The sequence below is a fragment of the Ruegeria sp. BG11 genome (assembly GCF_056538565.1).
Window position 1 is genome coordinate 156,651 of the sequence record NZ_JBQFTH010000009.1, and the last position, 14,537, is coordinate 171,187.

A 14,537-nucleotide genomic window follows, 5' to 3' on the forward strand; every position below is an offset into this window, starting at 1 on the left:
AAGCAATTCCGGGTGGCAAGATGAACAGGATCCTTCTTTCGACAGCCCTTTGCGTCTCTGCGACAGTTGCAGCGGCGCAGGACACAAAAGACATGCGCACCTTCCTGTTTATCGGCGCATCCAACAGCGCCGCCTGGGAGATGCAGATCGCCAATCCCGGGGACCGCGCGGCCTCGGTGAAGGGTGGGATCGAGGCGCTCGGCGGCGAGCTTTTGAGCTACTATTGGGGGCTTGGGAACGGGAAGAACTACATCACCGTCGCCCTGCCGGACGACCCCACCTTCATCCAGGCCTTCTATGTCAGCCGTCTCGGTGACGGGTTGCTGGAGGATTACCAGATGATCGAGTTGATGAGCAGCGCCGACATGGCCGAAGCCCTCGCCCGTGTGCCGGAGATCAAGGCGCAGGACGATCTCAAGTAACCGGACTGCACACTCGGGACGATCCAGAAGGGAACATCAAATGAACTTCAGCCCTGTGTGTGTCGGCGGAGTCGTATTATGCAAATAGTTGCCATTGGCCTGCTGTCCGCCTTCTTTCTCTTCGCCAGTTCGATCAAGATCCTTGGCTGGCAGAAGCTCATCTTCGAAACGCAACTGGCGATGTTCGTCAAATACGGGCTGAACCGTCAGATCATGGCGCTTGTCGGTGGTGTCGAGCTTTTCGGGGCGGTGGCGATCTGGTTTCAAGGCAGCTTGCTCGGGCCGCTCGGGGCCGCTGCCCTTCTGGGCACGTCGCTTGGCGCAATCGGTTGTCATCTGATCTGGGACACTTGGAAAGACGGTGTGCCTGCCATGATCACGGCTACGCTTTCGGCCTTCGTCCTCTGGACGGGCCGGGATGTCGTACTGGCGATACTTGCATGAGCGGGCCGAAGAAGAATCAAGAGCAACAAGAGAGACCTCATATGGGACAGGCAAGGCTTCTCGGTACGGTCATCGTCGCTGGCTTCTGGTTATCAACCGGAGCCTTGGCGCAGGAAAGCCGGCCAACGTCCGCCCTGGAGGCCGCCGCAGCGGTCTCGCTCGGTGGCCCGGCATCCACGCAGGCCCAACTGGAACAAGACCGAGTGCGGCGGTTGCAGGACTCTCGCTGGCCGGGGCTGGATGCGGCATTGGACCCCTTGGAGGCATCGCGGCAACGCTTTGCCGAACGCACCGGCCTGAACCTCTCCTTCGACTACCAGGCCTATTACCAGTCCGCGACCGAGAGCCTGACCGATATCGACGAGGCCGCCTTGGGCCAGGCGCGCATTCTGGGCCAGTGGACGCTGCTCAATCGCGGCGGCGAAAATCCCGGGCAATTGGTCTTCACATTGGAGAACCGCCATCTGCTCGGCACGGACATCGCGCCAAGCGGGCTTGCCGGGGAAATCGGCTATGCGGGCGTCACCGCAACGACATTCAGTGACACCGACACGACCCTCTCCGTCGCCTACTGGTCCCAGACGCTCGCTGGCGGGAAGGCCGGTTTCGTGGCCGGCCGGATCGATCCGGGAGACTACTCGGACATCCTCGGCTACGTGAACCCACGCACGACTTTCTCCAATTTCTCGATCCTGTTCAGCCCGGTCCTGCCGATCCCCGATCCCGGCTTCGGCATTGCGGGGGGCGGTTTCCTGACCGACCAGATCTATGCCCTCGGTGTCCTGTCGGATGCAAACGGCTCGCTGACCGATGTCGAGTGGTTTCCCGGTGGCCCCGAGTTCTACAAATACGCCGAGATCGGATGGACGCCCGAACGCTCGAAGCGCTTTCTAACCAACGTTCACCTCGGGGTATTTCACGTCGATGAACGCACCGAGGCAGGCGTGCCGGAGAGCTACGGGGCGATCCTGTCTGCCAACCACACGATCAACGAGGAATTCATGATCTACGGACGCCTCGGCTGGTCGGAGGGTGAGGCGCCGATCGCCCGACGCGCAGCCAACGCTGGACTTCTATGGCGGCCGGGCCTCTATGACGACCTCTTTGGGTTTGGCGCGACCGTTGCGGACCCGGTAGATGAAACGCTCGACACCCAGACCACAATGGAGGCCTTCTATCGGTTGGACCTGTCGGACAATGTCGCCCTGACGGCGGACGTCCAGCACATGATCAACCCGGGCTTCAACGATCAGGACACGACCGTTTTCGGCTTGAGGCTGCGGATCAATCTTTGACCTGAGTAGCGGCGGATAGAATGCCGTCTGGTTGGGAGTGTCGTGCCTGCGCCGGAACGGCCCATGCAGCCATCGCGGTCTTGTCAGAAGAACTTGGCTTGAGGCGGGCAGGGCGGTTGCGTAGCTTTTTCCCATGACCAGACCTGCCTCTTTCAAGTACTTCAAAACCAGCCCAGAGATCATCCGCCTTGCGGTGATGCTGTACATCCGATTTCCACTCTCGCTTCGGAATGTCGAAGATCTGCTGCACGAGCGAGGCATCGACGTGAGCCACGAAACTGTCCGATATTGGTGGAACAGGTTTGGCCCTATGTTTGCTGCTGAAATCCGAAGAAAGCGTGTTCAGCACCTGCGCGCGTTCTCCAAATGGAAGTGGCACGTGGACGAGGTTTTCGTGAAGGTGAATGGCAAGAGACACTACCTCTGGCGGGCCGTCGATCATGAGGGCGAAGTGCTGGAAGCAATCGTTACCAAACGCCGAAACAAGCAGGCGGCATTGAAATTCCTCAGGAAATTGATGAAGCGGCACGGTAAAGCGGAAAACGTCGTCACGGATCGCTTCGCCTCATACAGAGCCGCGCTCAGAGAGCTGGGCGCGCTCCAAACGCAAAAGACGGGAAGGTGGCTCAACAACCGCGTCGAGAACTCGCACCTGCCGTTTCGACGACGCGAACGCGCGATGCAACGATTCAGGCGCATGCGAAGTTTGCAGAAATTCGCCTCCGTCCATTCCTCGGTCCACAACCACTTCAACCAGGAAAGATCGCTCACCAGCCGGGACACCTTCAAGCTGACACGCACCGCCGCTCTTAGCGAGTGGCGTCAGCTTTGTTCGGAATAGGTTCGCGGTTTCCGCAGTAAACTGAGACTGGTTCGAATTAGTCTGACAGCACCCATCCAAGTATTCGGGCCAGTTGTCGGACACCCCTGTTTCCAGGCCATCGTTCTTTACGCTCCTCTGAGCCGAATTGCTTTCACTTTGAACATGCTGTACGCGGATTGCCCGGCAAACGCTCTGACAGACTTTGGAACACTGCGTACAATACCGGTATCATAAGAAGGCCGAGGGTGCTGTCGATGATCATGCCTGCAAAGACTGGATAGCCGATAGACACCCGGCCCGCCGCGCCCGCACCGCTGGCCAGCATCAGCGGCAGCACGCCCATGATAAAGCATAGGCCCGTCATCGTGACCGGCCGGAACCGCATGTGGGCGGCCTTGATCGCCGCATCATCAATAGATATGCCTTCATTGCGCCGCATGTTATGGGCAAATTCGACAACCATGATGGCCTTCTTTGCGGCGAGGCCGATCAACAGAACGATCCCAATCTGTGCGTAGATATTGTTGTTGATGTTGGGGATGAATTGCAGCGGAATGAGCGCGCCCAGAACCGCAAAGATAGTGGACGCCATGATCGCAAGGGGCAAAATCCAGCTTTCATATTGGGCGACCATAAACAAATAGGCAAAAACCACCGCAAGCGCCAGGATAATGAGAACGAGGTCACCGGTTTGGACCTCCTGCAGTGATACGTCCGTCCACTCTAGGATGTAGCCTTCGGGCAGGGTGCTCGCGGCGACCTGCTCAACCAGCGCGATGCCTTCGCCAGAGCTGACCCCCGTTTGCAGCTGGGTACTGATCGACGCTGAATTGAACAAGTTGTAGCGATAAAGGATCTCGGCCCCCAGTTGCGGCTTGACGGTCACGAATGTCCGCAGCGGCAGCGCGGTGCCTGACGCATTCTTGACATACACTCCTTCAATCTCATCCAACGATTGCCGGTGTTTTGCATCTGCTGACATGACCACCCAATAGACCCGGCCGCCGCGCACGAAATTGTTCACGTACAGTGACCCAAAACTTGCCTGCAGAGCGGTGAAAATCTTGCTAACATCCACTTGCAGCGCTTCGGCCCGGTCTCGGTCTATATCTAGGAAATACTGGGGTGCATTGGCTGACATGGAGCTGTAGGCCTGCTGCACTTGAGGCTGTTTCATCAATGCGGCAAGCAAGCCGTTTTTAACCGCATCAAACTCCTGCACGTCATGGGACTGCAGATCCAGCAGTTGTGCCGACAGGCCGCCTGCCTGCCCGACGCCGGAAATAGCAGGTAGTGGGAAAACAAACGAGGTCGCCTCTGGTCTTGTCGCGAGAATATCGTTCAAGGCGAACATGATGTTATACCACTGGGTTTCCTTGGATTTCCTCTCGTCCCATGGATCGAGAAGCATCACCAACATACCTACATTTGACTTGTCCCCGGCGATCAGGCTGAACCCTGCAACCGACGTCACCGAAGCAACTCCGGGGTGCTCTTTGACCTGTTCGCCGATGTCCAGCAACACCTCTTCGGTGCGCTGAAGCGATGCACCATCGGGCAGGGTAATGCTGGCAAAGAGAACGCCGTTGTCTTCGGGCGGGATAAACCCGGTGGGTGTGTGCAGGAACAGATACACGGTTCCGGCCACAACGCCAGCGTATAGGATCAGGCACAGGGCCTTGAACCTCAGCGTGAGCCTGACCAGTGCCACATAGACATCCCGGCATCGGTTGATCGCTTTGGGTATGATGCGGGCAATCCCTTTGGGATGCCCGGTTTTACGACTTAGAAACTGAGCGCACAGTACCGGGCCTAGCGTGAGGGCGTTTATTGCAGAAAGGGTGAAGGCAAAGGTGATTGTCAGGGCGAATTGAAGGTAGATGCGGCCGGTAATGCCCGGAAAGAAGCAGACCGGTATGAACACGGCGGCCAGAACAAAAGTTGTTGCGATGATCGGTCGCGTAACCTGCGACATGGCCTTGAGCGTTGCCTCGCGCGGCTCCAGACCGTCTTCTTCCATGATCCGTTCGGTGTTTTCGATGATGATGATCGCATCATCAATCACCAGAGTGATGGCCAGTACCAAAGCAAAAAGAGTGATCATATTGGCGCTAAACCCAATCAGGTAGATGAGAGCAATCGTCCCCAGAAGGGACACAGGGATGGCAACCGCTGGGATGATCGTGGCGCGTATGCTCAGCAGGAACACAAAGGTCACGGCAACAACGATGGCGGCTGTTATGGCCAGTGTTGTGATTATCTCTTCGATCGACTGACGCACCGCGTCGGTCACGTCATAGGCAAGGATGTATTCTACATCATCGGGGAATTGTTGGGCCAGTTTTTCGATCTCGGTCTGTACGGCTGTAGAGACATCGATTGCGTTGGCTCCGCTTTCCTGAAAAATCGCAAGGATCGCGGAAGGCTGACCGTTGTAGTAGGCGATGGCGGAATAGTTCTCAGCGCCTAATTCGATGCGGGCAATGTCCTTAAGACGCACAAATGAGCCGTCATCCTGCGCTTGAACAATGATGTTCTCGAACTGTTTTGGATCGTCCAACAGGCCTTGAGCATCCAAAGTGAACTGAAACGCAGTCGTTTCATCGTCGAACGGGGCCGCGCCAATCTGCCCTGCTGCGGCTTCGATATTTTGTGCCTGTATCGCGGCTTCCACGTCAGTGGCATCAATGTTAAGGGCCGCCATCTGATCCGTGGTCAGCCAGATCCGCATGGAATAGTTCAACTGACCAAACTGCGTTGTTGCACCCACTCCGTCGATGCGGCTGAGAGGGTCTTGCAGGAAATCCGCCGAATAGTTGCTCAGAAACAGTTGATCGTAGGTTTTATTGGGCGATACCAGGTTAATCACCTGCAGCATGTTGCTGTTCTGCTTCGAGGTGGAAATCCCTTGCTGAGTCACCGTCTCGGGCAGAAGCGCTGTGGCCAGCGCGACGCGGTTTTGCACATTTACCGCGGCAATATCCGGGTCGGTGTTAATATCGAAAGTGATTGTCAGACTGTATGTACCTTCGCTCGACGACGAGGAGGACATGTAGATCATGCCCTCAACTCCGTTCACTTCTTCTTCGATAGGTGTTGCCACAGCGTCCCGGATCAGAGCAGCATTAGCGCCGGGATAGCTCGCTGTGACCTGGATCTGTGGCGGAGCGATTGACGGGAATTCGGCGATGGGTACCAATCGGGTCGCGATGGCACCCAGCAGAACCATAATCACAGCCAGAACAATGGCAAAGTTCGGACGATCAATGAAGAATTTGGATAGCATATTAAGGACTACCGCTTAGGATTGGTTCTCGGTCGGGGTGACTTTTTCATCCTCCCGGACCCGTTGCAGACCCTGAACGATGACCAAGTCCCCGGCCTGCAGGCCCGAAGAGACCACCCAGTCAAGACCAGTTTGTGCCCCCAAGGTAACATCCTGCCGTTTTGCGACGTTGTCGCTGTTCACAACAAACACGAAGTGACCCTTTTGGTCCAATTGGATGGCGGTCTGAGGGATCACAACCACTTCTTTGGCATTAGGATCGTCGAAGGTGACCGTCACCACTTGTCCGGGGATCAGCAGACCGTCAGAGTTTTCGAATGTGGCACGGATTTCAATCGTGTCGGTTGCCGCTTCGATTTCGTTGCTGATGTAGGTAACCTGCCCGCTTTGCGCATAGGTCGCCCCGCTACTCAGTTCCAGCCGAACACCCAGCGTCGATGTATTTTGTCCGATCAGTCCTTGCTGCCGCTTTTGGATCAGATCACGCTCGCTGACGTAGAGGCTGACATAAATCGGATCGACGCTGGTGATGGTCGCAAGCACGCCGGAGTTTGAGCTAACAAGATTGCCAACGTCGACGTTTGACTTCGATATGCGACCGTCGATTGGGCTGGTGATCGTTGTATAGCTTAGATTGATTTTCGCCTGTTCCAGTTCCGCTTCGGCCTTACTGACCGCAGCCTGATCCGCGCCAAGCGTTGCCTGTGCCGAGTCAACCGTGGATTGCGGAACATCGTCGCGCTGCAGCAGGGCCAGCTGACGCTCGTAGTCCACCTCAGCGCCTTTTGCGGTCGACTTTGCGCCGTTGACCGTCGCAGCGGATTGATCGACCAGCGCCTGGTAGGAATCTCGTTCGATCTCAAACAGGATATCGCCTGTTTTGACCAGCCCACCTTCGACGAACTTTCGCGCATCTAACGTGCCTTCGACACGCGCCATGATATCCACCGTGCTGATCGCCTCGACACGGCCCACATAGGAATCTGTCAAGCCTGATTTTTGGGTTTGGGCCTTCAGGACAAGCACACTTGGTGGGGTCGCATCAGTCTGCGCATGAGCGGCCGCCGAAACAAACAAAAGAGCTGTTGCCAGAACGAACCAAACACTTCGCATCAACTCAAATCCACCTTTGTATGAAAACAACTGTTGCGAGCGTTGCATTGGTTTGCCCGTCAGTCAATCATTCAGGCAGCCGGACCTCCATTGGCGCCTTGCGACCCGAACAAAGTGAGAATGGCGAAATGAACACCGCGCGCTTGGTGAACCTACCTGACCGTTTCACCGATCGCGGTTGATGAATTGGCAGGGGCAGCTATGACTGAACTATCTTCTCAATCGAGACAGGGACCGTATGAAGCGCCTCATTCAAATAGTCGGAACTGTTCTGGTCTGTATGATCCCTCTTGTGCTGATTTACGCCGCAAGCGTGTTTTTCTATGGCAGGTACTTTTACGACAGCCAGTCTGAACTGCCAGGCTGGCCGGATACAAAAGACTTTGATGATCCGCTGGAATGGCGTACCGACGATCCCAAGCGGGTGCGCATACTGGCGATGAACGGTGGCGCCTTATATGGTCTGGCAGAGCTTGAAGTTCTGAAGGCGCTTGAGGAGAAATCAGGCAAGCCTGTACACGAACTTTTTGACTTTGTAGCCGGATCATCGACCGGAGCAATCATAGCCGCGCTGTTGTTCAGCCCCAGCGGGGAGAACGGACAACCGATCACGGCCGAAAAAGCGCTGGAGGACTATGAGCAATATGCAAGAGAAATTCTGGGAATCCCTATTTATCATAAAATACTGACGGGCCATGGTCTGTTCGGCCCGGCCATCCCAAATGAGGGCCGCTTTAGAGTGTATGAACAAGCATTTGGTGACACTAGGTTCAATGACCTTCTGCGCCCGGCTATGTTCCCGTCTTATTCGCAGAAAGAGAACGGACTTAGAGTGTTCCGAAACTGGGATACTGTAGAAGGCAACATCTATCTACATTCACTTGTAACGGCGGTGACCAGTGCTCCGGTTTATTTTCCTGCGGTTACGTTCTCGGGCGAACATGCATCTGGGGAATTCCTTGGGGATGCTGCCATGATTTTGAACGCTCCGGGTGAAATCGCGTATCTGCACGCGCGCTCGAACCTGCCAGAACATCAGGAATTCGTAGTTGTCGCGCTTGGAAGCAAGCTGCGACAGCCTGTATCACCCGCGACCGCCGAAGGTGGCGGATTGATTAAGTGGTTCTTTCCTATGATGCATATGGTTTTCAACGGAGAAGCGACGGTCAGTTCGCACGCATTGCAAAGACATGCGGATTTTGAGTCGTCCATTGATATAGACAGCTATTTCCTGTCACCAGACGCGGTGACAGGCGTCAATGGGTTCAATCCTAAACAAGAAAATATCGACCAGATTCGGGCCTCTGGCCAGCGCTATGTCAAAGAAAACACTGAGTTGATTGATAAAGTTGTGAAGAAGCTCACCAACTAGATTCAGTAACACATGTCTCGATACCGAAAACTCTGGGTTTTTATGGGGCACTTTGATTGGCAGGTGGGTCCGGAAGCGATTTGTCGTTTGACTATTCGGCAAGCCAAATACGAGCGGGTATTCCAATATATATATCTGCATCAACTCCGGTCGTTCGTGAACGCCAAAAATAATTGAAGTTTGGGCTGGATCATCAGCAAAGAGGACGGATACACCGGAAGATCGCTCGTCATCGGAGTTACACAGCGCGCTAGACTCAGAACCCATGGCCTTTACTCGATGATCTGAGGAATCGAGACCTTTGGTTTGCGTAAGTACAAGCTGGACGCTTGCAAGGATAAGATCAGAGACACACGCCTTGGGTCACTCACTTCAAATAGTTTTGAATGAACTCCGGCGATTGTTCAATGTAGTCACTCCTGATAGCGTCTGCCGCAGTTTTGAGGACCGCCGCATCTGCCCCTGAGATTTCTGTGTATGTCGTGCCGACCGCGCGCATTTGCTCCTCGAATGCAACTCTTTCATCTTCAAGTTGCAACCAACGCGCGGCTAAGGTGTTTGACACTTCTTCAATCACGATTTGTCTGTCGCGTTCACCGAGCGAAGCGAGCCAGTCATCGTTTAATACGGCACCGTAAAACCCGACGCGCATGTCAAGATCAACCAATACATATTCCCCATCGGTTGGGCCAATCAGGTTCCATCCGGCGAAAGACGTTAAAACGACATCTACCCTCTTGTCTCCTAGGATCTTTGGCAACTCAGGCGCTGGAAAGTTGACGCCTTTCGCTCCAATCGCTTCCAGGTAATCCGTCAGCATTGGCGACCCTGGTACGCGGACGATCTTTCCCGGCAGCTGGTCAACACTGGTCAGAGGGTTCTTACTCACAAACAGAGTGTATCCGGCCGGGGCTAGACCCAAAATGTCCAGGCCCACATTGTGAAGCCGGTTTGAAAGGTCGTCTACTAGCGCCGCGTGGCCTTTTGCATCGCGAATGGCAAACAAGTCGATGCTATACGGAAGCGTCAGCAGCATGAATTCGGGGGCAAAGCGTTCAAGACGCGCCACCGGAGGCCAGACCATCTGAACTTGATTGTTGACCAAGGCGTCCAGTGCGGTGTCTTCATTCGGAAACAAACCCGATTCTGCACTAAAGAACTCGGCTTTGATCCGCCCCTTGGTTCGGTCCCGAATCTGGGTCACCAAGGACGCCAGCAGTTTAGATTTCGGATGCGTGGACGGCGTATCCGAATACACACTCATACTTACTTGCGAAAGCGCCGCCACAGGAAGAAACATCATACAAGCAAAAGCTGTAGCTACCGATAGCATTCTCATAACAACACTCTCCTGTATGGATACTTTGGTGCCAGTCCTCTCTATCCTAGGTTTCAAGCGGCGCCTTGTAAAATCACGCCAATCGCAAACCACGCAAATCTCGCGATCAATACGAATACAGTTAGAAACGCCGGCAGACGTAAGAAATGGGCAAGCTTTGTCGCGCTGAGAAGAAGCTTCACGGCGACGGGGTGCATCGAGCTATCGAGGCTTCCTAAAGCAGTGTATGACAGCGTAATGGCTCTCTATCATCCTTCGCTGCCTCTGCTCTCTGGTGTTTTACCAGAAGAAGATGGCCACTCTGTGTTTTGGCAAACATTCGGTAACGAAAATGCGCCAGCTATTGTGCTGCTGCACGGAGGGCCCGGCGGTGGGACGCGTCCGCAAATGGTTCAGTTGTTCGATCCGGAACGTTGGCACATTGTGACAATTGACCAAAGAGGGGCGGGGCGCTCCAAGCCGCACGCGGGCGACAGCGTGGATGGCCTCACGGCGAATACGACAAAACACCTGATCCATGATCTTGAACGATTACGCGCAAGTTTGGGGCTGGCGAACTGGTACATTTATGGTTCTTCATGGGGTACCACGCTTGCCGTGGCCTACGCGCTGGAACATCTGGACCGGGTGAGCGGTTTAATCCTTGCGGCGGTGGCAATGACATCCAGCGAAGACCTCGACTTTCTCTATTTTGGAGCCCGTCGGTTTTTGCCCGAGGCACATGAACAGTTCCATGCTTTAGTACCCGAAGCTCACGACGGGATTGAAATTGCAGCCGGTTACAACGATCTTCTGATGGGTGAGGACGCAAGCTTGAGGTCCGCTGCCGCGCTCGCGTGGTGCACATGGGAAGCCGCCGTAGTAAGCTTGGACCCCCGCGTAGAGCCCAATTTATCTTACGATGACGAACGCTTTCGGCTTGGTTTCGCAAGGGTCGTCACCCACTACTTTCGCAACCTTGCCTGGCTCGACACGCCATTATTAGAGCAAGTCTCCAAACTCGCTGATCTAAAGACATATCTTATCCACAGCCGGCTCGATCTCTCGGCTCCTTTGTGGACACCTTGGCGTCTGCATAGGGCCCTGCCTCGATCAGAACTCGTTATTGTGCCGGGTGGATTGCACGGAACCCTTTATGGCCCCCTTGCCGATGCCATCATCGCCGCAGCGAACAAAGCACTGCAGTCGCAATAACCTGTCTTTAGCTGACGACAGATTTCAACTCTCAGCACGGACGAATTACCCTGAGGGCGTTTTTTCCGGTTTCTCGGTCAGCGACAGGGCAAGATAGACAGAAATAGCATTAAGCCCGGCCAGAACGATCAATGGAAACAGGACGCTTTGGATTTGCGCCACCAGTCCAAGCACCGCAGCGAAAATGATCCCGCCTATACCTGCCACCGCGTCTGCGAGCGCGACCATATATGGGCGATTAGTGTCAGAGGACATCGAAAGCAGATACAAATACCGTCCTTCAGTTTCCCCACCGATTCCAAAGGACAGAAAAAAGATCGTTGTGGCATAAACCCAGGGGTTGCTGGCCAGGCCGAACAGGTCGAATCCAATCGCCATAAGCGCCGAAAGGCAAGCGATCATAGACGCGCCAGCGATTGTGTAGCGGATCGACTTGCGAACAACCCGGCGCCACAAGATCGCGCCAAGTGCGCGTCCAGCACTTGTTGCCGTAACGAAGATACTCAGGATGTGCGGAGTAGACAGGTGAAATGTAGCCGCATGAATTGTGTAGAATGGCGTCGCCAGTTCGACTGACAAAAAGAAAAGTCGCGCGACGAGGAAGCGGCGGAACCAGGCAAATTGGAGCGCCAGGGACCAACCCCGCGAAACCTGATTGAAAAAGGTCTCTTTCTCCTCGGAAGCCTCCGGATTGCTAACCTCTTCGGGCGATTTCGTTAGTACAAGTCGAAACATGCAAAAGCACGAAACCAAAAGTGCCAGCACACCCAACCAAAGCAAAACACGATGTCGCTCGAACGGAGTTTCTCCTGTCATCAGCGCTCGTGTGGCCCAAACGAGGACTATCGCTATGATGCAACTTAGTGCCAGTTGCGTGAAGATGATCTGCCCTCGTTCTTCGTCTTCGAGTTCCGACCCGTAGATGTGGTTACTGCCCAAGGCCCAGATTCCGTAGCAACAGCCAACTACCAAGGCGACCAGCACAAACAGCACCATGACGACCCCATTGGGAAGTGCCGCACCCGACAACGCCAAAACGACTAGGACCAAAGCAATGACAAGGTTGGGAAGGATCATCGCCTTTTTGGAGCGTTCCCCCACGCGCACATACGGAGACATCACGGCTTCAGCAACAATACGAGCACCCTTTACACATGGAAGAAGCAGCCCCGCGAGAAATTGGGGAGCCCCAAGCGCCAGATACAAAAATGGAAGCACAATGCTCGGGCTGGCGAGAATATCGGACAAGGAATCCGCAATGCCACCCCAAAGTAGGTACGCGCGGTTCTTTTTCCCCGTTGAACCCGCTGGCTTGTCTGAGCCACTCATCGCGCTGAACTTTTTGCCATAGATTGTGCCTCGACCCGCTGGCTTGCATTGCCGATCTTGATATCATCATACACGTAGTTTTTGCGAACTTACCCAATGGAAGGAGGATCAACCAACATGAGTGTTGCAGACCTGTTTGACACCGCCATTGCCCGCCTCGAAGCGCAGGACAAAAAAGCTTTCAATCCAAAGTTTGGCGTTGGTGCATACCGTCACGAGGGCGCGAGCTGCTTGTTTGGCGGTATGATCGAAGATGAATTCTACGAACCCACAATGGATGCGCATCACGACGAGTTGGGCAACGTCGTTGCGCAATCGCCTGCGCACAAAGCACCGGTGCTGAAAGCGATCCAGTCTTCTACCGGTGTAAATCTGCTTGATCGTCTGACCGTTGAGGATATCCAAACCATTCATGAAATACACGAAGTGGAGTGGCGACCAGGGCATTCCTTCAGGGACCTCCTGCCATCCAGGATTTCAGCCAAGATATGGTCCACGGCCTCCAGCAAATAAAATTCGTTGATTCATTGTATCCTGTTCGACGTAAATCTGGTTAATTGCAAATTTCGCTCGCGCAGCGAACGGCAGGAAAGAGGGCTGCGGTCGCAGTATCCAGGTGCTCAGCTGAGTGACCGCTTTGGGCCGTCTCCTAACAAGTTGTGGAAAAAATCACGGTATCACCTTAAATATCAGTGCTATCGCTCAGATTGTACCAAGTTGGCTACGCCAATTCGCTGACAATCGACTTCAGATGGCGCATGTCGGTACCGCAGCATCCTCCAAATACTTGGATCGACGGATTCTGCCTCGCAATCGCGGCAATCTGCTTACCAAGTTCAATTGGATCGCCTTCGTCCAGCTCATCTGCTTCGTCAAGTTCCGCATGCGAGCAACTCGAAGCGTTCGCCACCATGCCTCTCAGCCGGGGGTGGTTGCCAAGCGCTCCGGCGAAATGGGTCGGATGAGCGCAGTTGACCATAAAAAACAGCGCCGCCGAGTCGGTTGCCTCGTCGATCTGATCAATTCCGTCCACAAGTTTGGTCCCGTCCGCCAGACACCCGTCCGTTTCGACAACCAGAGACATGATGATCGGCAGATCTGCGTCTCCGGCGGCGAGGATGCATCCCGCAGCCTCACTTGAACGGTTGAACGTATAAGCGGTGACCAGGTCGACGCTTGTGTCTTTCAGGCTGTGCATTTGTGCGGCGTGGTATTGGCGTGCATCTTCGACCGTCACCGGAGGGATGTCGGCGTAAGGATCATAGCGCGGGCCGATACAGGCCGACACCAGTATATCATTGCGAGCGGAAGCTTGGCGCACGTCTTCCATTAGACTGACCGCGTCTTTGTTCACCTCAACGAGCCGTTCTGCATCGTACCCCAAAGGCGCTGCCCGGTCGGCGTTCGCCATCCATGTGGGCGCATCAAGGATGCATCCGACACTCATTTCACCGGCGAGATCGACAAGTGCCTGCATTTGACCAGCCAGTATTGCCCTGGTGTCAGGTTCTTCCAGCAATGGAAACGACGCGAAACCGGGTAGCTCAACCCCATGATTAAATATCAGGTCTGTGCCAGTGCCGGCATAAACCAGAAAGGTCTTGTCACCTTCGAGTGGGAACTGTCGCGCCATTCTGATCCACGCCTATTGCTGTCAAATCTTCATAGAAATCTACATTGTCTTGGGTCTCCTGTGAACCTTAGGGCGACGACAGGGTGTCTTCCCTGAGCATGACCTCATCTGGCCGGGCAACTGGCAACCGCAGCGAAATTCTTTTTCTGCGGGCTGCACCGCAGCGTCATCAAGCCCTTGCCGATGCCCGATTTGGTCCGCCATCAATTGGCTGGAACCGCGTAACCCCGTACACCATTAGTGGTGGGTCCGCAGAGTTATTGCTGATTGTAAATGCTTTGAAGGCC

The 14,537-nt window shown here is 54.8% G+C and carries 13 protein-coding genes; 7 read left to right on the forward strand and 6 right to left on the reverse strand.

What is annotated here, in order from left to right; translation table 11 throughout:
- Positions 1–20 precede the first annotated feature (20 nt).
- The 3 genes from ACR0JF_RS15690 to ACR0JF_RS15700 all read left to right on the forward strand — a co-directional run bounded on the left by ACR0JF_RS15690 (position 21) and on the right by ACR0JF_RS15700 (position 2,161).
- Entirely contained in the window at positions 21–422 is a 402-nt protein-coding gene (locus ACR0JF_RS15690; RefSeq protein WP_170364433.1) for a hypothetical protein, read from the forward strand.
- Positions 423–500: 78 nt separating this feature from the next.
- Complete coding sequence (locus ACR0JF_RS15695) at positions 501–866, forward strand: DoxX family protein (RefSeq protein WP_170342826.1); 366 nt, start codon at positions 501–503, stop codon at positions 864–866.
- Positions 867–907: 41 nt separating this feature from the next.
- Entirely contained in the window at positions 908–2,161 is a 1,254-nt protein-coding gene (locus ACR0JF_RS15700) for a carbohydrate porin (protein ID WP_170365936.1), read from the forward strand.
- On the opposite strand, the gene ACR0JF_RS15705 is transcribed toward ACR0JF_RS15700, so the two are convergent.
- Positions 2,151–2,435 (reverse strand): hypothetical protein, encoded by a 285-nt coding sequence (locus ACR0JF_RS15705; protein WP_480669547.1) that lies wholly within the window; start codon positions 2,433–2,435, stop codon positions 2,151–2,153. The genes ACR0JF_RS15700 and ACR0JF_RS15705 overlap by 11 nt on opposite strands.
- Between ACR0JF_RS15705 and ACR0JF_RS15710 the strand changes: the two genes are divergently transcribed.
- Positions 2,358–3,002, forward strand: a complete 645-nt coding sequence (locus ACR0JF_RS15710; RefSeq protein ID WP_480669546.1) for an IS6 family transposase — start codon at positions 2,358–2,360, stop codon at positions 3,000–3,002. The genes ACR0JF_RS15705 and ACR0JF_RS15710 overlap by 78 nt on opposite strands.
- A gap of 133 nt (positions 3,003–3,135) precedes the next feature.
- On the opposite strand, the gene ACR0JF_RS15715 is transcribed toward ACR0JF_RS15710, so the two are convergent.
- The gene (locus ACR0JF_RS15715; RefSeq protein WP_170660732.1) at positions 3,136–6,270 is read right to left on the reverse strand and encodes an efflux RND transporter permease subunit; all 3,135 of its coding nucleotides are present in this window, start codon (positions 6,268–6,270) and stop codon (positions 3,136–3,138) included.
- A 15-nt stretch (positions 6,271–6,285) separates the two neighbouring features.
- A complete protein-coding gene (locus ACR0JF_RS15720) occupies positions 6,286–7,431 on the reverse strand; it encodes an efflux RND transporter periplasmic adaptor subunit (protein WP_480669536.1) in 1,146 nt (381 codons plus the stop codon).
- 190 nt (positions 7,432–7,621) lie between these two features.
- Between ACR0JF_RS15720 and ACR0JF_RS15725 the strand changes: the two genes are divergently transcribed.
- The gene (locus tag ACR0JF_RS15725) at positions 7,622–8,755 is read left to right on the forward strand and encodes a patatin-like phospholipase family protein (RefSeq protein ID WP_170660734.1); all 1,134 of its coding nucleotides are present in this window, start codon (positions 7,622–7,624) and stop codon (positions 8,753–8,755) included.
- A gap of 367 nt (positions 8,756–9,122) precedes the next feature.
- Here the strand turns inward: ACR0JF_RS15725 and ACR0JF_RS15730 are convergent, their stop codons facing one another.
- Entirely contained in the window at positions 9,123–10,094 is a 972-nt protein-coding gene (locus ACR0JF_RS15730) for a TRAP transporter substrate-binding protein DctP (RefSeq protein ID WP_170660735.1), read from the reverse strand.
- Between the two features lie 237 nt (positions 10,095–10,331).
- Here ACR0JF_RS15730 and pip point away from each other — a divergent pair, with 237 nt between their 5' ends.
- Positions 10,332–11,288: a prolyl aminopeptidase gene (pip, locus tag ACR0JF_RS15735; RefSeq protein WP_170660736.1), complete on the forward strand. Its 957-nt coding sequence runs from the start codon at positions 10,332–10,334 to the stop codon at positions 11,286–11,288.
- A gap of 45 nt (positions 11,289–11,333) precedes the next feature.
- Here the strand turns inward: pip and ACR0JF_RS15740 are convergent, their stop codons facing one another.
- Positions 11,334–12,407: an MFS transporter gene (locus tag ACR0JF_RS15740; RefSeq protein ID WP_170660737.1), complete on the reverse strand. Its 1,074-nt coding sequence runs from the start codon at positions 12,405–12,407 to the stop codon at positions 11,334–11,336.
- 327 nt (positions 12,408–12,734) lie between these two features.
- On the opposite strand from ACR0JF_RS15740, the gene ACR0JF_RS15745 reads away from it, so the two are divergent.
- Entirely contained in the window at positions 12,735–13,130 is a 396-nt protein-coding gene (locus ACR0JF_RS15745) for a hypothetical protein (RefSeq protein ID WP_170660738.1), read from the forward strand.
- Positions 13,131–13,338: 208 nt separating this feature from the next.
- Here ACR0JF_RS15745 and ACR0JF_RS15750 read toward each other — a convergent pair whose 3' ends face one another.
- Positions 13,339–14,250 (reverse strand): homocysteine S-methyltransferase family protein, encoded by a 912-nt coding sequence (locus tag ACR0JF_RS15750; protein ID WP_480561245.1) that lies wholly within the window; start codon positions 14,248–14,250, stop codon positions 13,339–13,341.
- Positions 14,251–14,537 lie beyond the last annotated feature (287 nt).